The organism is Arthrobacter sp. 3Tela_A (assembly GCF_049311025.1).
Taxonomy (GTDB): domain Bacteria; phylum Actinomycetota; class Actinomycetes; order Actinomycetales; family Micrococcaceae; genus Arthrobacter_B.
Genome location: NZ_JAXIOM010000051.1, coordinates 1 through 17,636 on the forward strand (window position 1 = coordinate 1; position 17,636 = coordinate 17,636).

A 17,636-nucleotide genomic window follows, 5' to 3' on the forward strand; every position below is an offset into this window, starting at 1 on the left:
CCCCCGGGCCCCCCCCGCCCCCCGCCACAATGGGGCCCTACATGCACCCCCCCCCGGCCCGGGGGGGGGCGGGGTCCTTAGCGGAGTTTCTAGGCTTCGGCGGGAACTTCGCGGGTCTTCGGCTTGGTGTCCTGGGCCAGGAAGGAGAGCAGCGCCTCGTTCACTTCCTGTGCGTGGGTCCAGAGCAGCCCGTGCGGGGCGCCTTCGATCTCAACATACGTGGCGGAGGGCAGCGCCTTCGCGAACCGGCGGCCGGTTGCATCGATCGGAAGGATGTTGTCCGCGGTGCCGTGAACGATCAGCGACGGAACCTCGATCTTCGGGATGTCGTCGCGGAAATCGGTGAGCCAGGTGGGCTGTGCAGCCAGTGAGGCGATCGGGCTTGCCGAGGAGGCAAGGTTCCAGCCGGCATTGACCACTTCCTGGCTGAGCCGCGGAGTGCCCAGGAATTCGTCCGAGTTGTAGAAGTTCTTGAAGAACTCGGTAAAGAAGGCGTACCGGTCCGCCGTGGCAGCCTCAAGCAGTCCGTCAAAGACTTCCTGTGGAACACCCTCCGGGTTGTCTTCGGTCTGGAGCAGGTATGGCTCGAGTGAGCCCAGGAAGGCAGCCTTGTCCACACGGTCCGAGCCGTAGGTTGAGAGGTACCGCGCCACTTCCCCGGTTCCCATGGAGAAGCCCACAAGCACCACGGAATGCAGGTCCAAGGTATTCAGCACGGCGTTCAGGTCTGCGGCGAATGTGTCGTAGTCGTAGCCTTCAGCAGGCTTGTCCGAGCGGCCAAAACCGCGCCGGTCATAGGTGATGACCCGGTAACCGGCCTTCAGCAGAGCGGCCGTCTGCTTTTCCCAGGACGCCCCGTCCAGCGGGTAGCCGTGAATCAGAACCACCGGCTGTCCCTTGCCGTGGTCTTCGTAGTAGAGCTCGATCGGACTGCTGTTCTCCGTGCTGACGCTGATACGTCCCATGGCGCTGCTCCTCTCATTGAACTGTGAGAATGATCATTCTCTGAGCCCCCAACTATAGGGAACGATCGTTCTCAAAGCAACTACACTTGTCTTATGGACCCGAATGACGAACACGGACACGTGATCGAAGTAGCCGACAGGCTCTTCTACGAGCGCGGCATCCAGGCGGTCGGCATGGCCGAACTCAGGCGCGAGGTGAACCTGCCGCTGAAGAAGCTTTATGCCCTGTTTCCGTCTAAGCAGGCCATAGTATTCGCGGTTCTGGACAGGCGCCACCGAATCTGGACCGCCGGTCTTCAGAAGAGGATCGACGACGCCGCAGACCCCCGCCGCAAGCTGCTGGCTGTCTACGACTACCTGGCCGACTGGTTTGCCGAGGATTCCTTCCGGGGCTGCGCGTTCATCAACGCCTTCGGCGAGCTGGGCAGCCAGTCACCGGACATTGCCGAGCGCACCCGGGCCCACAAGGAATCTTTCCAGCAGGTACTGGCCCGCCTCGTCGCCGATGCCGGCGGCAACCCGGCGCTCGGACCGCAGCTGGCCCTGCTGGCTGAAGGCGCCCAGACGACGGCGGCTATCTCAGGTTCCCCCGAAGCCGCGCAGCAGGCACGCCAGGCGGCAGAGATCCTCATCAACACCCAAATCCAAGCCGTTCCCGGGCAGGGTTAGCTTTGGTCCCGGACAACACGGGCGGGATTACCCACTGCGACGACGTTGGCCGGCAGGTCCCGGGTCACCACCGCCCCCGCGCCCACCACAGTATTCTCCCCGATGCTCACTCCGGGCAGCACGATCACCCCGCCGCCAAGCCAGGCGTTGTTGCCGATAGCGGCTTCCAGCTTGTCCCGGCGCGTTCCTGCCGCCGGCGGATGCGTGGGCGTTAGAAGGACGTTCTCGTGGATCATTTCCGCGTTCCCGGACAGCTCCGCTCCGTCCAGGTACCCGTCCACCACCAGGACGGCCATACCCGCGCGTCCGTCCAGCGTGGTTCCTGGGGATGTACCCGAAACCACGTTGCCGTCCGTGAGCGGACCGCTGCGGCAAAAGGCCGAGTAGCTTTCGCCGCCGCCTCCCCGCACCACCACCCGCGGCACCGGCGCCGGGCACGGTTTGGCGCAGACTAGCACCACACACCGCGTGGCGCCGCAGGTGGAACTAAAGCGAAGCGTTGATCAGGCTCACTGCCAGCACGACCATAAAGACAGCTATCCCGGCGTCGAGGATCTGCCACGAACGGGGCCGGGCGAAAAACGGAGCCAGCAGCCGGGCACCGAACCCGAGCAGGCTGAACCAGAACGTACTGGCCGCGACGGCACCGGCTGCAAAGATCCACCGCCCATCGACTCCATGTGTTGCTGCCAGTGAACCGAGCAGCACCACCGTATCCAGGTACACGTGGGGATTCAGCCAGGTCAGGCTCAGACAGGTCAGGACAGCGGCGGCCAGCGTTCCCTTTCCCTCGCCGGCCGCCTGCAGGCCCGTTGGGTTGATGGCCCGCCACAGTGACAGGAACGCATAGGCAAGGAGGAACACGGCACCCGCCCACCGAATAATGTCCAGGACCAGCGGCGCGCTCTGCGTCAGCCGCCCGATGCCCGCTGTTCCGGCGAGGATGAGGACGGCGTCACTGAGAATGCAGACGGCGACGACGGCCGGGAGGTGTTCCCGCCGAAGCCCCTGGCGCAGCACAAAAGCATTCTGTGCGCCGATGGCCACGATCAGTGCCAGGCCGCTGCCAAAACCGGCCGCCAGCGTCGCAATATTCGAAAAGTCCATATGTACAAGTTTGGAGGGACAACTGACCCGTGACTAGCTAATTATTCTGAACTATCTTTAGGATTCCTTAACATGGACTTCAATGCGGACCAGCTGCGTGCCTTGGCGGCAGTGCTGGACCACGGCAGCTTCGATGCGGCGGCCACCGCACTGCACCTGACGACGTCGGCTGTGAGCCAGCGGGTGAAGGCACTGGAAGTGCGGACGGGCTGCGTACTGCTCAAGCGCACCAGGCCCGTGTCCGCCACTGAACCGGGGGCAGTCCTGCTGCGGCTGGCACGGCAAATTGCCGCTTTGGAGGACGACGCCGTGGAACGCCTCGGTCTGAAGAGCCAGCCGGGACGCAGCGCTGTTCAACTGGTAATTAACGCAGATTCGCTCTCCACCTGGGTGCTGCCGGCGCTGGCGGAAATCGAAGGAACCAGCTTCGAGCTCGCGTTGGAGGACCAGGACTATTCGGCGGACAGCCTGCGGAACGGCACGGCAATGGCTGCAGTAACCTCCAGTCCGGAACCCGTCCAGGGCTGCTCGGTCACCCCGCTGGGAACCATGAGGTACCGCCCCGCCGCCAGTCCCGGTTTTGTTCGGCGGTTCTTCTCCGGCGGCTGGGACGCGGCGTCGGCATCGCAGGCCCCCGTGGTGGTCTTCAACCGCAGGGATGCCCTGCAGTCCCGTTTCCTTGAGACGGCCTTTGGGCCGGGGATCGATCCGCCCAGGCACTATGTGCCGGCATCGTGGGACTTCCTGCAGGCTGTGCGGCTGGGATTCGGATGGGGCATGCTCCCGGACCTCCAGACCGGGGAACTGCTGTCTGACGGATCCCTCGTTCTTCTGTCCCCGGACGCCTTCCTTGATGTCCCCCTGTTCTGGCAGCAGTGGCGGGTTGAGCTCCCTGCGCTTTCGCGGGTGGCCGCCGCCCTCTCGACTGCTGCCGGGAAGGGTTTTCTCTATTAGGGGAAGCGGAGCGCCGAGTGGGAACCCAGGTGGTGATAGGTGCGGTCGTGGTAGACCAGGGGGGCTGCTGCCGGGCCGGCATGGATCTCAAGGACCGAGGCGGTAATGACGGTGGAGCTGCCCGCCTGCGTCCGGGAGAGAATCCGGCAGAGCAGCGCCTTGGGCACACCGCCCAGCAGGGGTTCCCCGCCGGGCAGGGTGCTCCAGTCAAGATCCGGGCCAAAACGGTCAGCCCCGCGGGCCGCGAAGCGCGAAGCCAGCTCAGCATTGTCAGCACCAAGCAGATGGACCACGATGGTGTCCGCGCCGGCAATCACACCCGCCGATCCCTGGGCTGAGGCGAGGGAGAACGCCAGGATGGGCGGAACCGCCGAAACGGAACTCACGGAAGAGGCGGTCAGCCCCACCGGGCCCTCGGTACCGGTGGCGGTAATGATTGCGACGCCTGCCGGGTGGCCCCGGAACGCATCCTTGAATTCATCCACCACAGGATGAGTCACTGCCGTTGAAGTCATGCCTCAACGGTAGAACCTCAACATTAGTTGAGGTCAAATCAGGAGTCGGGCTCCAGCAGCCGTGCCCCGCGGAAACCGCGGCCTGACGCGTCGTCCGGGTTGATGAAGCTGCACTCGGCCAGGGACAGGCATCCGCAGCCGATGCACCCGCCCAGCCGGTCCCGCAGCGCTTCCAGCTGGCCTATCCGGTCATCCAGTTCCGCACGCCATGCGGCACTGAGCCTCCGCCAGTCTTCCTGATCCGGGATCCCGTCTTCCGGCAGCTCGGCAAACACTGCAGCAATATGCGACAGGGGAATGCCGGCCCGCTGGGCTGCACGGATAACGGCCACTCTGCGCAGGACCGAACGGTCAAAGCGCCGCTGGTTGCCGCTGGTCCGGCGGCTGCGGATCAGGCCCTGCCGCTCGTAGAAATGCAGTGCTGAAACGGCTACGCCGCTGCGCTGGGCAACCTGGCCCACGGTGAGTTCTTCCAGGGCCCGGGGTTGACCATCCATGGTTACTTGATGCCGCCTGTTCGTTCCGGGCCGGCGGGATTTCAGCCGGCTGCCGTGTCCATTAAACCAACTGGCGGTACAGCATGTCCGTAGCGGAACAGGTTCTGCGGATCCCAGGCGGCCTTGGCACTGCGGAGCAGTGCATAGGATTCAGGTTCCCATGCCCGTGCGCGGTCAAGCTCGTCACCGGCCGGACCGTGGAAGTTGATCAGGCTCCCCGCTGCGTAGGGCTCGAAGGCAACAGCCAGGCGAGCCACGGCTGCCTCCACCTCATCGGGTGCAGGCAGGCCCGGAACACCCAGAACAAAGAGGTGGTACGCAGCGCTTCGGCCGGACACCGTATCGGGGAACGGAGGTTCCTCGGACAGAGCACCGCCGAGCAGCCGAAGCTCCAGCATAACCAGTGGTGTTCCCGAGCCGGGGCCAACCTGGCGCAGCAGCTCGGCAGCGGCGTCGTCGTCCAGATCCGTGAGCAGCATGCCCCGTTCCATGGAAGGAGCCGGATCTGCCGGATCACTGTGCACCGCGTCCACGCCAAGGTAATCCATGGGCCCGGCCGTGTCGCTGACCACCGGCAGCTGACGGAGCGGTTGCAGCAGCCTCTCCCCTTCTTCCTCAGTGCCGAACAGGGCAAAGCGGAGAATCACGGGCGCGGTTCCCCGCAGTTCCGGCGGCAGGAACGGCACGTCGGGAAGGTGCATAAAGGCCAGGGAGGCGGAGGCTTCACCGGGCAGGCCGGGAGCCCACCGGCGGAATGCTTCCAGGACCTGGCCCGCCCCCTCTTCCGGGTACACCAGCTGCCCGCCGTAGAACTCTCCCAGTGGTACTGCGGCCATGCTCATGCGGGTGATGATTCCGAAATTGCCCTTACCTCCGCGCACGGCGGTAAAGAGTTCCGGTTCGGTTTCCGGATCAGCGCTGCGCAGGGTGCCGTCCGGGGTGACAACGTCGAAACTGCGCAGATGGTCTGAGGCGAAGCCCAGGGCGCGTCCCATCAGCGGCAGTCCGCCGCCGACCGTGTAGCCGACCACGCCCACACGGGAACTCGATCCGTGGGCGGCGGTCAGGCCGTGCGGCACCAGCTCCCCCAGCACCGCGTCCCACCGCACGCCGGCCCCCACGGTGAAGGTTCCGCGTTCCGGGTCCAGCTCGAAGTCCTGCAGACGTGAAGTGTTGATGAGCAGGCCCTCATCCATGGGTGACGCGGCATTGTGGCCGGTGGCCTGCACCGCCAGCGGAATTCCACGCTCAGCTGCCCACTGGACGGCGGCCTGCACATCCGAGGCGTCCAGGGCGCCCAGAACGGCGTCGGGGTGGTGGACCTGGGCCAGATTGAACGCTGCCGTGTCCTGCGCATAAGAGCCCTCTGCGGGCTTTGAAACGATGCCCCGGACGGCACCGCGGAGTGCGTCCAGGTCAGGTTCTTGGATCATGATGGTGCTCCCGGGGGTGAGAAGTGGACCGGCCCGAGCACCGGTGAATTGCTCAATAGGGTAGGGCTCGGCCCGGTGTCCGCCAAGAGGTGCCTCAAAAGCACAGTCCGGTTGCCGGAGCGCCCTGATCAAAAGTCTGGAGATTCTCAGCCGGCTTGGTGTTCACTTGGTACATGAGAGCCATCTGGAAAGGTGCCATTGCGTTTGGGCTGGTCAATGTGCCGGTCAAGGTATATTCCGCGACCGAGGACCACGACGTCAGCCTGCACCAGGTACATGAGAAGGACGGCGGCCGGATCCGGTACCAGCGCCGCTGTGAAATCTGCGGTGAAGTGGTCGAGTACAAGAACATCGCCAAGGCCTACGACGACGGCGAGCAGACAGTCGTGCTCACAGACGAGGACCTGGCGTCGCTGCCGGTGGAGAAAAGCCGGGAGATCGAGGTGGTGGAGTTCGTCCCCAGCGACCAGGTCGACCCCATTCTGTTTGACCGCACCTACTATCTGGAACCGGATTCAAAGTCCACCAAGTCCTATGTGCTCCTGCGGCGCACCCTGGAGGACACGGACCGGACCGCAATCGTGCAGTTCTCGCTGCGGCAAAAGAGCCGGCTCGGCGCCCTGCGTGTCCGCGGCGACGTACTGACGCTGCAAACCCTGCTCTGGGAGGACGAGGTACGGGAAGCTGCTTTCCCGTCCCTGGAGGAGTCGGTGCGCATCTCCGCGAAGGAACTGGAGATGTCTTCGGCGCTTGTGGACTCCTTCAGCTCCGACTTTGATCCTTCCGGGTTCACCGACGAATACCAGGAGCAGCTCCGCACCCTCATTGAGGCCAAGCTTGAGAAGGGCGAAGCCCTGGACACTGAGCAGACCTTCGGCGAAGAGGCGGAGGACGAGGGCGGGAAGGTCCTGGACCTGATGGAGGCGCTGCGGCGCAGCGTCGAGAAGAACCGGGGCAGGAAGCCGGCGTCCGGAAAAGCGAAGGAGCAGGAAAAGGAACAACCAGCCAAGAAGCCGGCAGCAAAGTCCTCCGGCCGCAAAACAAGGAAAGGCGCGTAGACAATGGGCGTTACCAGCTACTTCCGCGACCGCAGGGGACGGCAGACCGTTTTCCTTCCACCAAACCTGCCCATGATGGCCTGGGCCGGACTTGGTGCCGCTTCAGCCATGGCCCTGACCCCGCGTTACCGGGACGTGCTGCACCGGGCCAGCCAAGGCGCCATGATGTGGTGGGCCGCCGGAGAAACCTTCCGGGGCCGCAGTCCGTTCCGCCGCACCGTGGGTGCAGCCACCCTGGTGCGTGCCCTAACCCGTTAGCCGGCCGGGGAACTGCAAGAACGGCTACTGCCGGTAGCCCTCGACTTCGCCGACCGGGCGCACCGCGGCGGAGTCCGGATTCTCGCCTGCATCGATCCGGGCACGCCTCTGGCGCAGAAGGTCCCAGCACTGATCCAGCTGTTCACCGATGCTGCGCAGCTGTTCGGCATGGGATTCAGCGCTGGCGCCGGGTCCGGCGCTGCGCAGCGACTGCTCCTGTTCAACCAGGCGTTCGATTTGTGCGTGGATTTGCTCAGAGTCCATTCCCCCACGCTAGAGCGCACGCGGCGCACGCACCACCCGCAAAGGGCTAGTTCAGCAGCCCGCGGAGGTAGCCGGAGAAGCCGGCGGGTCCCCGGCCAGTCGTCCGGCCCGAAGTCACAGCCCGGATCCAATCGGTCGCGATCCATGGCACCTGCGCTGCCTTGATCCGGTCAGCCAGGTCCACATCCTCACCGGTTGTGGCCGGGCGGAAGCCGCCGGCAGCCGTATAAGCTTCAGCCGAGAATCCCAGGTTGGCGCCGTGGACATAGGGGTGCCCCTCCGCCAGGGTGTGCCGGGACTGCCACAGTGCGAGGTGGCTCGCCTCCAGATCCCTGGCATCCGGCACCACCGTGCCAAGCACCAGTCCGTAGCCACCCGCAGACAACTCCCCCTGGGTCTGCAGCCAATTCGCCGGAACAACCGTGTCCGCGTCCGTATTCGCTATCCAGCGGGCACCGGTTTCCAGAACTGCGGCAGCTCCTTCAGCCCGAACGGCGCCAACATTCCCGGCCTGGGTCTCCAGCAGGTGCAGTTCAAGTCCCAGCTGAAGTCCGGCCCCGGCAGCGGCAGCTGCAGACCCGTCGGTGCAGGAATCCAGCACCACCACCACGCTTACCCGGGCAGGAACAGCCAGCACCTGGGCAGCCGCGGCCACGGACGCCAGGCAGCGGGGCAGGAACTCTTCTTCATCCCGGGCGGGAATGACGACGCCGATGTGGTCAGGCGTCAAAGCAGTCCCTCCCGGCGTGCCACCGACTCGGCGGGCGGCGGCACCAAAACGTCGATGCGGAAGTCTGCTTCCATGTGCGCGCTGAGCCGTTCCAGTCCGCTGTCGCGCAGAAATGCCTCGTGAACGTCATCCCCCGTCAGCGGCCAGCCCTCGTTGGGGTGCCGCCAGTGGCAGAGCAGCAGCACGCCGTCAGGTGCCAGGGACGCAGCTGTACGTTTCACGGTCTCCTGCAGCTGCGCCCGGCTCAGGAAGTATCCGATCTCGGAGATGACCACCAGGTCGTAGGTGCCGGCGGGCCAGTTCTCCGGAATACTCCCTTCGACCAGTTCGACGCCGGCCGCGGACCCGACCCGCTGCCGCGCCAGTTCCAGCGCCCGGGCACTGATGTCCATGGCAGTCACGGATTCGGCCCGGCGTGCCAGCTCGGCGGTCAGTACACCAATCGAGCAGCCCGGTTCAAAAACCCTGCCAAACGACTCCCGCGGCAGCATGGCAAGGGTGAGCGCCCGCTTCCGGTACTCGTAGAAGCTCCCCTCGAAATTCCAGGGATCCACGGACCCGGCATACAGGTCCTCGAACACCCGCCGGGCGCTGGGCGGCACCGTGACGCGGAAGGACTCGAAGGGCCGTTCAAAGTGGGCCAGCACCTCGGCACCCAGCAGGACCTCGTCTCCCGGCCGGTCAGAGAGCGGATTCACCTGGCTGTGGTGTGCCTTCATGGCCGCCCGTTTGGCCTGCGCCGGCCGGGAACCGAGGGGGAAGACGCAGAGGTCTTCGGGAATGTCCCGGGGTGTTCCCCAGTGCCACAGCCAGATTGGATATTCCAGCAGGGGAATACGTACCGCTTCGGCGAACCCTGCAGCCACTTCCCCGGCTGTGTCATGGTCCGTGTGCCCGTCGTGCCACCAGGGTGCAGCAATCCACAGGGGCCCGGTGCCGGAGTCCGCTGCTTCCTCCAGCGCCCGGCGCAGTTCCTCACGGCAGCCCGCCAGGCCTCCGTCAGGCAGGCCCAGCAGGCGGACCCGTGCCTGCGGTGCCAGTGCCGCAACGGCGTCGCGCAGTTCCTGTTCCCGGATCTGTGCCAGGCGTTCCGGAGTATGGGTTGCGGAATCCGGATGGGACGCCTCGCCGGCCGTTGCGACAATGACGTCAATGCTTGTTCCCTCAGCCGCGAGTGCTGCGATCAGTCCGCCGGCGCCCAGGGTCTCATCATCGGGATGCGCGGCGAGGACAACCAGTCGCTCCGGAATATCCGGCAGAAGCGTTTGCAGGCCCGGTGCGCCTTCCAGGGCCTGGAGCCAGAGGGCCTCATCCTGGCTGGCGTCCCGGTGGGTGAAACTCACCACGGGGCTGATTCCCGGGCCAGGAGCATTCCGCCCAGTGCGGCATGGTCGCGTTCACCGTGGTGCTGGCGCACATAAACCTGCAGGTCCGCCACCCGGCGGGCATGCTGCTCTTCGGCAGTGAGCGGTCCCGGCCCCAGACCGTGGGCGGCGGCGCTCAGTACCCGCTCAGCAGCATCGGCTACAACGCCGCGGACCCGCTGGGCCAGCAGGGCACCGTCCGCTCCCGCTGCCCGGCCGGAGTCTATGTCGGCCGCCGCTGCTGCCAGGACGCGGGCCGCCGACTGCAGGGAAAGATCGGCTGATCCAATGAGTGCCTGCGCAATCTGGTCAGGCCTCCGCTGCCGGCTTGCCTGGAGCAGCCGCCGGGCAACGCCCACGGCACCTCCGTACCAGACCGCTGCGACGCCGATCCCGCCCCAGGCGAATCCGTCCCGTTCCAGGTACCAGTTGTCCCGGCCTACGGGATAAGCGGGTGCATCCGTGAAGTCCAGTGGTCCGCTGTTGACCGCGGCCAGGCCGCGGCTGATCCAGAGTCCCTCGGCCGGCTGGATCCCGGGACTGCTGAGATCCACGGCAAATGCGCGGCGGTTGCCGTGCGCTGTATGGGCAGTCACCACGGCGTAGTCCAGCTGGTCTGCCAGGGAGCACCAGGGCTTGCGGCCGGAAAGCTGCCAGCCGCCGTCGTGCTCTGTGGCGGTAAGGGCCATTCCCGGACCCTCGGCGGCATAGACGCCCCAGGACCCTGAAGCGAAGTCGATGCCGTCTGCCCTGCCGCCATCGGGCGGGAGTTGCGCCGCCTGTGCCAGGATGGCACGCGCGTCCAGGTGCGGTTCCACCACCCGGGCGGCGGTGAGATCAGCCGCGCCCAGCGTAGCCAGCAGTTCAAGCAGGGCCAGCGTGTTTCCCTCACCGGGAAGCGGCGCGGCGTCGGTGGCGGATTTGAGGAGCAGCAGCGAGGTCACCGCAGAACCATCAGTTCCCCGGGCCAGGCCCATGATCTCGGAGAGGGCGTCCAGCTGCGCTGCAGGTGTGTCAGCGCTAAGCAGTACCGGGGCGCTCACGTGCTGCCGCCGGCACGGCCCGGTGCATGCGAAGCTGCAGCAGGCATAGGGTCTTGGGGGATCGACACTGGCCTTGCCTCCGTCCTGGATAAGGGTGCTTCCTAAATTACATGCTGTACGGCCAGGACGGGGAAAAGCCGTAACAACATCAGGGCAGCGGAAAGGGCGCGGCCGCAGCCGGCCACGCCCGTTTTCCTGGTTGGGTTCTAGTTCGGAATGCTGCCCTCACCCGGGGATCCGCGGCTGGGACCGCGGCTCGCGCCGCGGGAGCGGTCAGATCCCAGAACGAATCCCAGAATGATCATCACTGCGGCGAGGAACAGATGAAGCCAGTTGTCCGCCCAGTTGAACGGAACAAAGTTGGCGTCCGAGTTCAGCGGAATGATCAGTCCGTAAATAAACAGGAGCAGGTACAGCACGCCGGCGCCAATGAGGTAGGTGCGGGCGGATGAGTTGCTCCTGGCCATCCACAGCCCGGCGAACCCGAGCAGCATGTGGACAACGTTGTGGAGGATGGACACCTGGAAGAGGCCCAGCAGAACAGCCTCAGACCCATACCCGGCGAAATAGAGCGCGCCGTAGTTCGTGGTGATTCCCGGAATGAAACCAAGGACGCCAATTGCCAGGAAGACGATGCCGAAAACAATGGCGGCTATCTGGGCACTGGTTCTGCGGGCGGAAAGTCCTCGGCTGCTGCTTGCATAAGACATGGCCAACTCCTTATCTCCAAGGGAGAATGCTGGACTCCGGCCAGACGGAGGCCTGAAACCTACGGTTAAACTGTGGCACAGTCCCCACTCCATGGGAAGCATGCTTATCAACTGCCAGGCCGTGGACAGCCCGATCCCGGAACGCCTCTTGACTCAGGGCCGCAGGGGCTATGGGCTGGAGGCCAACCCTGAGGAAGGAAGCACATGCAATCGCTTTGGCTGGATACCTCCCCCACCATCCCAACCGACACCTTCGCGCCCGGCGGGTCCTATGACACGGTGGTGGTGGGCGCCGGTCTGACCGGACTGTCCACCGCCGTCATGCTTGCCCGCGGCGGGCAGCGGGTAGCGGTCATCGAGGCGCGTCGAACCGGCGCGGTGACCACTGGAAACACGACCGCGAAGATCTCACTGCTGCAGGGGACCGTGCTCTCCGAAGTGGCCCGGCACCATGACGTATCCACTGCCGCAGCCTATGCCGCAGCCAACCGCCGGGGACAGGAATGGCTGCTGCGCTTCTGTGACAGCGCCGGCGTGGGCTATGAGGTCCGTGATGCCTGGACCTACGCCGTCACCCCGGACGGTGCCTCCGCCCTCGCCGAGGAACGCGATGCCTGCCGGGCCGCCGGACTGGCCGTCGAAAGCACCACGGAGACGGAGCTGCCATTTCAGGTACAGGCAGCCCTGCGGCTGGCGGATCAGGCCCAGTTCCATCCGCTGCACGCGCTCTCAGCTCTGGCCGCTGAGCTCCGTTCACTCTCCGGAGCACTGTTCGAAGGCGTAAGGGTCACGGAAGTCCACCACACGGATACCGGCAAGGTACGGGTGGTGGCCTCACCCGGAGACCTTGAGGCCGCGCAGGTGGTCCTGGCCACCGGCATTCCGATCCTTGACCGCGGCGGCTACTTCGCCGTCGTCAAGCCGATGCGGTCCTATGCCAGCGCCTTCCCCGTCACGGGCGAGGTCCCCGAAGGCATGTACCTTTCAGCTGATTCCCCTTCGAGGTCACTGCGCACTGTGGTGGTAGACGGGACCAAGTACCTGCTGGCGGGCGGCAACGGCCATCCGGTGGGGCGTGCCTCGCATACCAGGGACCGGGTAAACGGCCTTCATGAATGGGCCCGGCAGAACTTTTCAGTGGATCAGGCCCGGTATGACTGGTCCGCACAGGACTATTCACCGGCTTCCTCTGTCCCCTATGTGGGTGAACTGCCGCTTCTGGGCAAGAACATCTACGCCGCCACCGGCTTCAATAAGTGGGGCATGACCAACGGTGTTGCCGCAGCATTGTCACTGTCGGCGCGGATCCTAGGCAACGCTGATCCGGACGAAGGGTTCTACAAGGCGAAGGTCAGCCTTCCCGACGCCGTCACTACGGTGAAGGACAACGCCGAGGTGGGCCTGCAGATGATCAGCGGGTGGGCTGGAGGACTCTCCCGGACCGCCGGAGCCGAGCCGCCTGAAGGCCTCGGCGTTGTGGTGCGCGAAGGCGGCTCCCCCGTGGCGGTCTGCACGGTAAACGGGGTCACAACGCGCCGCTCGGCGGTTTGCCCCCATCTGCACGGGGTTCTGGCCTGGAACGACGCGGAGGCGTCCTGGGACTGCCCGCTGCACGGCTCACGCTTCTCTGCGGACGGCGAAGTACTTGAAGGACCGGCCGTGAAGGGGCTCGATCCTGCATAACGGCAGACAAAAGGCCCGGCACCTCCGAAGAGAAGGTGCCGGGCCTGCTGCGGATGCGCCCGGCTTAAACGCCGGCTGCCCGGGGTCCGCCGGATTCGGGGTCATCCAGGGAGGGGTCGGCCGTTGGGGCGGCCTTCAGACCCGCGCCTGTGGCCGCTGTTGGGGCAGCGTCCACGTTCCCGCGCCAGGATCCCGTCTCGGAACCCTGGGACTCAATGAATTCCTTGAACCGCTTGAGGTCACCCTTGACGCGGTGGTCGTCTGCGCCCACCACGGACCCGAGCTTCTCGGCGAAGGTTTCCGGATCCCAGTCCAACTGGACACTGACCCGGGTTTCCGTGGCGCTGAGGCGGTGGAATGTCACTACTCCTGCCTGGGATTTGCCGTCGGTGCTCTTCCAGGCGACGCGCTCATCGGGGTGCTGCTCGGTGATCTTCGTGTCAAAGGTCCGCTCAACCCCGCCGATTTTGGTCACCCAGCGGGATTCCGTGTCGGAGAGCTGGGTGACGGATTCGACACCCTTCATGAAATGGGGGAAGGACTCGAACTGCGTCCACTGGTTGTAGGCAGTGGTGACGGGTACTGCAACGTCAATTGACTCTTCTACGGTGCTCATACTGTCCCTTCGGTCGCGGATTGCGCTGTTCCTCACGGAACGAACCTCCGATAGTAAGGGGGCTTATTACCCTCTGGTCCCACGGTAACCAAGTGGACAACAGATCACAAGCTAAAGGTAAGCTTGCTTATATCGAACTTCCGCGGAGCGAATTCCGCAGAAGCTTTACAGTCTTGGTTCGTCAACACAGGAGGAACAATGAAGGCATCACAGCAGCTGACCACCAACCTGCAGGCCGTGCTGGTCGACCTGATCGAACTGCATCTGCAGGGCAAGCAGGCGCACTGGAACGTGGTGGGCAAGAACTTCCGCGACCTCCATCTCCAGCTGGACGAAATCATCGACGACGCCCGGCTGTTTGCCGACGAGCTGGCCGAGCGCATGCGTGCCCTCCAGGCTGTGCCGGACGGCCGCAGCACCGCCGTGGCCGAAGGCACGTCCCTGCCACCTTTCCCGGCCGGACTGGTAGACACCAAGGACACCGTCACCCTGGTGGTGGGGCTGCTCCGCGGCACGGTGCAGACCATGCGCGACGTTCACGACCAGGTTGATGAGGAAGACCCGACGACCGCGGACATCCTGCACGGATTCATCGGCAAGCTGGAGCAGTACGCCTGGATGGTCGACGCCGAGAACCTGCAGCCGACGGCCAGCGTGGTCAGCCCCGAGGGAGCAGACACGGCTGCCACCACCTAGGAGATTCCGGCATCACTCGTGGTGGAGGATCGCGTCTTCCACCTCGAGGAGCAGGTCCGCCATCCGGGCCCTGGCTGCAGCGGGATCCTTGGCTGCGACGGCTGCTGCGACCGCCTCATGCTCGTCCAGCGCCTCCGGCCGGGGCCCGGACGGCATGAGGTTCTGCCTGCTCCTCCCGGACAGCACCTCGGCAACCACTTCGCTGAGCGCAGCGAACATCTCATTTCCACTGGCCTGGAGCAGCAGGGCATGGAACGCAATGTCAGCGGCAAGGAACGCCTCCGGGTCAGCGGCGGCCTCCCGCATCCGGCGGGACAGCAGAACCAGCCGCTCACGCTGATCGGGGGACGCGCGGCGCGCAGCCCCCGCGGCTGCCAGTGGCTCGACGGCGATCCGCAGCTCAGTGAGTGACTGGAACTGTTCACTTCTGCCCGGCCCGGAAAGCCGCCACCCGATGACCCGGGGGTCGTAAACATTCCAGCGCGAGGGGTCCTGGACCACCAGACCGATCCGGCGCTTCGAATACACCAGGTTCATGGCTTCCAGGATCTGCATGCAGTCCCGGACCACCGTCCGGGAGACACCGAACTTCTCCTGCAGGCCCTCGAGGGTGAGGCGGCTGCCGGGACTGGTCACCCCGGTCACTATGTCCCGGCCCACCACTTCAATGATCCTGTTGTTCATCACTTCTGCGGCAGGGCGGTCCTGCTCAACAACTACTCTGTCCTGCAAGGCACGTCCTTCACGTTGCTTCGGGGGCTGGGCCCGCTGCCCCCAGCGTAGCTTTGGACACAGCCTCTCGCCAGCCTATGGTGATACCTTTGACTTCCCGGCGAAGTGCCCGCACGTCTTCGCTCGACAACGGCGTCCTGAGGAGCAGTACTTGAACCATGTGCCCCGCCATTTAGTCATCATGGGCGCTGCCGGATCCGGCAAGACAACCGTCGCCACCACGCTCTCCGAGCACCTGGGCTGGATTGCGGCGGAAGCTGACGAGTTCCATGCCGCCGCCAGCATTGCGGCGATGACCTCCGGGGTTCCGCTCAGCGATGACGACCGCTGGCCGTGGCTGGAGTCCATCCGCGGCTGGATGAGCACACAGGCGCGGAATGGACGCTCCACGATCGTGGCCTGCTCCGCATTGAAGCGCAGCTACCGCGATGTCCTTTCCGGAGCCGAAGGACGGGTTCAGTTCGTTCATCTGGACGGTGCGCCCGATGTACTCGCCAAGCGGATGGAAACCCGCCGCGGACACTACATGCCGGTGTCCCTGCTGCCCTCCCAGCTGGAAGCCCTGGAGCCCCTGGATGCGGACGAAGACGGGCTCACCGTGGACTTTCTCGAGGCCCCGGGCCACATCTGCGCACAAATACTCCAGGGCCTTCTGCTGGCCGGTTCCTAACCGTCCGGGGCCTGCCCGGCGGGCAATGTCAGAGGCAGCTGGAAGTATTAGGGGTATGCCGGGTCACCGGCTTTATCTGGACTGCCCGGAAGGAAAGCAAGACACCATGATGGGTGGCCATCACGCCGCGAGCGGCGCAGCGGCATGGGTAGCCGTAGCCTCAACAGCCCCCTACGCATTCGGCCTGTATCCGGTGAGTCCCCTCGGAGTCGTCAGCGGAGCCCTGCTCACCGCGGGAGCCGCGCTGCTGCCGGATCTGGACCACCACAGCGGGACAATCGCCAACTCGCTGCCCCCGGTCACCAGGATTCTGGCCAGGATCACGGAGCGGATCAGCGGCGGCCACCGGCGCGGCACACATTCCCTTCTGGGACTGGCCGTGTTTGTTGCCCTGGCGGGAGCCCTGGGCGAGCTGACCACCGAGGTTGGCGCGCTTGGCACCATAGAGGTCGGAGCGGGCCTGCTGTCCGTCCTGCTGATGGGCTTTGCACTCAAGGCACTGAAGATTGCAGGAGGTGCCGGCCGCAGCTGGCTGCTGGCCGTCCTGCTCTCGCTGTTCATCGCACTGTACGCACCGGAGAACAACGGCTGGCTGCCGCTGGCTGTGGGGCTGGGTGTTGCAGTCCACATCGTCGGTGACCTGCTGACCCATCAGGGGGTGATGATCCTGTGGCCGCTAAGGATTAAGCGGCCCCGGAGGATTGCCTCCATGCCGTTTGTAGCCAAGCTCTGGAAAACCAGCGGATGCCTGTCGATACCGATCATTGGGCGGGCCGGCTCCTGGCGGGAATGGGCCATTATGGTGCCGGTTTCCGTCTACGCGATCTACGGCGTTATCGAGGCGGGGTTCCTCGCGCTGCGCGGCTGGTTGATCTAGCCGCACGGGGGTGTTTCCTAGCCCCGGCCCTTCCCCGGCCTGCGCCGGGAGGGCTTGCCTGCACCGGGCTTGCCTGCCTTTGGCTTACCCTGACCTGCCTTGCCCGGCTTTCCTGCGCCCTTGCCTCCCGCAGCCCGCGAGTCCGACGCCGGAGCCTTGGCTGTGCTCTTGCGCACCTTCTTCGAGGGCTCACCCTGGGCCGAGGGCTGCCGGGAACTGTTGGCAGTGCGTCCCCGGACTATGCCGATGAACTCCTCAACGTCCGGATCCTCGGTGCTCTGCAGCCATGCCACCGCGATCCGGGTTCCAGCCACACCGTGGACCGGGCGGGTTAGGACGTCCCGCCGGGAGTGGATCCTGGCCACGGACATGGGAAGGATCAGCAGGCCCGCCCCGGACGCCACTACCTCGAGGGCAGTTGCAGCTGTTCCCAGCTCACCGGCATCCATGATGTTTTCACCAGCCAGGTCAGTGGCTTGGACCTCATCGAATGCGGACAGCGGATGATCCTTCGCGGCCGCTACGACCGGCTGCTCGCGGTAGAGCGGGATCGCATGCAAATCCGACGGACGTTCGAATCCATCCTCAGGGATGCGGAGGAAAACCAGGTCTGCGGCACCGCTGCGCAGGTCTTCCAGCACCTGTGTCTCATCTGCCTGCAGCGCTTGAAGCGCACGCCCGCGTCGATCAGTCCACCGTGCTATCCACTTACCCGGGGTAACACCGGGGACGTAAAAGATTTTCAGCGGAGGAACTGCCGGGCGGGCCGGCTGCGGGGACTCTTGGGACACCTGT

20 protein-coding genes and 2 pseudogenes are annotated in these 17,636 nt (G+C 65.3%); 8 read left to right on the plus strand and 14 right to left on the minus strand.

The genetic code is table 11. From position 1 onward, the window contains the following. Positions 1–89: 89 nt before the first annotated feature. Positions 90–965 carry an alpha/beta fold hydrolase gene (locus TVC13_RS13935; protein ID WP_422401786.1) on the minus strand — a complete coding sequence of 292 codons (876 nt, stop codon included), beginning with the start codon at positions 963–965 and terminating at the stop codon, positions 90–92. Between the two features lie 93 nt (positions 966–1,058). Here TVC13_RS13935 and TVC13_RS13940 point away from each other — a divergent pair, with 93 nt between their 5' ends. Further along, positions 1,059–1,634 (plus strand): TetR/AcrR family transcriptional regulator, encoded by a 576-nt coding sequence (locus tag TVC13_RS13940; protein WP_422401787.1) that lies wholly within the window; start codon positions 1,059–1,061, stop codon positions 1,632–1,634. Here the strand turns inward: TVC13_RS13940 and TVC13_RS13945 are convergent. Beyond that, positions 1,631–1,852: pseudogene (locus TVC13_RS13945) on the minus strand (DapH/DapD/GlmU-related protein); the annotation flags it as partial. The gene TVC13_RS13940 and the pseudogene TVC13_RS13945 overlap by 4 nt on opposite strands. A gap of 268 nt (positions 1,853–2,120) precedes the next feature. Next, positions 2,121–2,741: a LysE/ArgO family amino acid transporter gene (locus TVC13_RS13950; RefSeq protein WP_422401788.1), complete on the minus strand. Its 621-nt coding sequence runs from the start codon at positions 2,739–2,741 to the stop codon at positions 2,121–2,123. Between the two features lie 72 nt (positions 2,742–2,813). Here TVC13_RS13950 and TVC13_RS13955 point away from each other — a divergent pair, with 72 nt between their 5' ends. Continuing rightward, positions 2,814–3,695, plus strand: coding sequence for a LysR family transcriptional regulator ArgP (locus TVC13_RS13955; RefSeq protein WP_422401789.1), 882 nt, complete (start codon positions 2,814–2,816; stop codon positions 3,693–3,695). On the opposite strand, the gene TVC13_RS13960 is transcribed toward TVC13_RS13955, so the two are convergent. From TVC13_RS13960 to TVC13_RS13970, 3 genes are read right to left on the minus strand one after another with little or no spacing between them, the layout of a single operon-like run. Next, positions 3,692–4,210 carry a flavin reductase family protein gene (locus TVC13_RS13960; RefSeq protein WP_422401790.1) on the minus strand — a complete coding sequence of 173 codons (519 nt, stop codon included), beginning with the start codon at positions 4,208–4,210 and terminating at the stop codon, positions 3,692–3,694. The two genes, TVC13_RS13955 and TVC13_RS13960, sit on opposite strands and share 4 nt — an antisense overlap. Before the next feature lie 38 nt (positions 4,211–4,248). Next, on the minus strand, positions 4,249–4,707 hold the full coding sequence (gene soxR, locus TVC13_RS13965) for a redox-sensitive transcriptional activator SoxR (protein WP_422401791.1): 459 nt from the start codon (positions 4,705–4,707) through the stop codon (positions 4,249–4,251). 41 nt (positions 4,708–4,748) lie between these two features. Beyond that, complete coding sequence (locus TVC13_RS13970) at positions 4,749–6,140, minus strand: FAD-binding oxidoreductase (protein WP_422401792.1); 1,392 nt, start codon at positions 6,138–6,140, stop codon at positions 4,749–4,751. Between the two features lie 173 nt (positions 6,141–6,313). On the opposite strand from TVC13_RS13970, the gene TVC13_RS13975 reads away from it, so the two are divergent. Beyond that, positions 6,314–7,198, plus strand: coding sequence for a Ku protein (locus tag TVC13_RS13975; protein WP_422401793.1), 885 nt, complete (start codon positions 6,314–6,316; stop codon positions 7,196–7,198). A 3-nt stretch (positions 7,199–7,201) separates the two neighbouring features. Continuing rightward, positions 7,202–7,456: a hypothetical protein gene (locus TVC13_RS13980; RefSeq protein WP_422401794.1), complete on the plus strand. Its 255-nt coding sequence runs from the start codon at positions 7,202–7,204 to the stop codon at positions 7,454–7,456. A 24-nt stretch (positions 7,457–7,480) separates the two neighbouring features. Here TVC13_RS13980 and TVC13_RS13985 read toward each other — a convergent pair whose 3' ends face one another. From TVC13_RS13985 to TVC13_RS14005, 5 genes are all read right to left on the minus strand, one after another. Then, entirely contained in the window at positions 7,481–7,720 is a 240-nt protein-coding gene (locus TVC13_RS13985) for a DUF2630 family protein (protein ID WP_422401795.1), read from the minus strand. A 46-nt stretch (positions 7,721–7,766) separates the two neighbouring features. After that, positions 7,767–8,450, minus strand: coding sequence for a glycosyltransferase (locus TVC13_RS13990; RefSeq protein ID WP_422401796.1), 684 nt, complete (start codon positions 8,448–8,450; stop codon positions 7,767–7,769). Continuing rightward, positions 8,447–9,796, minus strand: a complete 1,350-nt coding sequence (locus tag TVC13_RS13995; protein WP_422401797.1) for a PIG-L family deacetylase — start codon at positions 9,794–9,796, stop codon at positions 8,447–8,449. The genes TVC13_RS13990 and TVC13_RS13995 overlap by 4 nt, the downstream gene beginning before the upstream one ends. Further along, complete coding sequence (locus TVC13_RS14000) at positions 9,790–10,857, minus strand: acyl-CoA dehydrogenase (protein ID WP_422401798.1); 1,068 nt, start codon at positions 10,855–10,857, stop codon at positions 9,790–9,792. The genes TVC13_RS13995 and TVC13_RS14000 overlap by 7 nt, the downstream gene beginning before the upstream one ends. A gap of 206 nt (positions 10,858–11,063) precedes the next feature. Further along, positions 11,064–11,567, minus strand: a complete 504-nt coding sequence (locus TVC13_RS14005) for a DUF4383 domain-containing protein (protein WP_422401799.1) — start codon at positions 11,565–11,567, stop codon at positions 11,064–11,066. A 204-nt stretch (positions 11,568–11,771) separates the two neighbouring features. On the opposite strand from TVC13_RS14005, the gene TVC13_RS14010 reads away from it, so the two are divergent. Then, positions 11,772–13,250 (plus strand): FAD-dependent oxidoreductase, encoded by a 1,479-nt coding sequence (locus tag TVC13_RS14010; RefSeq protein ID WP_422401800.1) that lies wholly within the window; start codon positions 11,772–11,774, stop codon positions 13,248–13,250. Between the two features lie 166 nt (positions 13,251–13,416). On the opposite strand, the pseudogene TVC13_RS14015 reads toward TVC13_RS14010, so the two are convergent. Continuing rightward, positions 13,417–13,866: pseudogene (locus tag TVC13_RS14015) on the minus strand (SRPBCC family protein); the annotation flags it as partial. A gap of 198 nt (positions 13,867–14,064) precedes the next feature. Here TVC13_RS14015 and TVC13_RS14020 point away from each other — a divergent pair. After that, positions 14,065–14,562: a Dps family protein gene (locus TVC13_RS14020; RefSeq protein ID WP_422401801.1), complete on the plus strand. Its 498-nt coding sequence runs from the start codon at positions 14,065–14,067 to the stop codon at positions 14,560–14,562. A gap of 12 nt (positions 14,563–14,574) precedes the next feature. On the opposite strand, the gene TVC13_RS14025 is transcribed toward TVC13_RS14020, so the two are convergent. After that, positions 14,575–15,294 (minus strand): FadR/GntR family transcriptional regulator, encoded by a 720-nt coding sequence (locus TVC13_RS14025; RefSeq protein WP_422401802.1) that lies wholly within the window; start codon positions 15,292–15,294, stop codon positions 14,575–14,577. Between the two features lie 160 nt (positions 15,295–15,454). Between TVC13_RS14025 and TVC13_RS14030 the strand changes: the two genes are divergently transcribed. Both TVC13_RS14030 and TVC13_RS14035 read left to right on the plus strand, forming a co-directional pair. Then, positions 15,455–15,964, plus strand: coding sequence for a gluconokinase (locus tag TVC13_RS14030; protein ID WP_422401811.1), 510 nt, complete (start codon positions 15,455–15,457; stop codon positions 15,962–15,964). A gap of 106 nt (positions 15,965–16,070) precedes the next feature. After that, positions 16,071–16,841, plus strand: a complete 771-nt coding sequence (locus TVC13_RS14035) for a metal-dependent hydrolase (protein WP_422401803.1) — start codon at positions 16,071–16,073, stop codon at positions 16,839–16,841. A 17-nt stretch (positions 16,842–16,858) separates the two neighbouring features. On the opposite strand, the gene TVC13_RS14040 is transcribed toward TVC13_RS14035, so the two are convergent. After that, entirely contained in the window at positions 16,859–17,632 is a 774-nt protein-coding gene (locus TVC13_RS14040; protein WP_422401804.1) for a LysR family transcriptional regulator substrate-binding protein, read from the minus strand. Positions 17,633–17,636 lie beyond the last annotated feature (4 nt).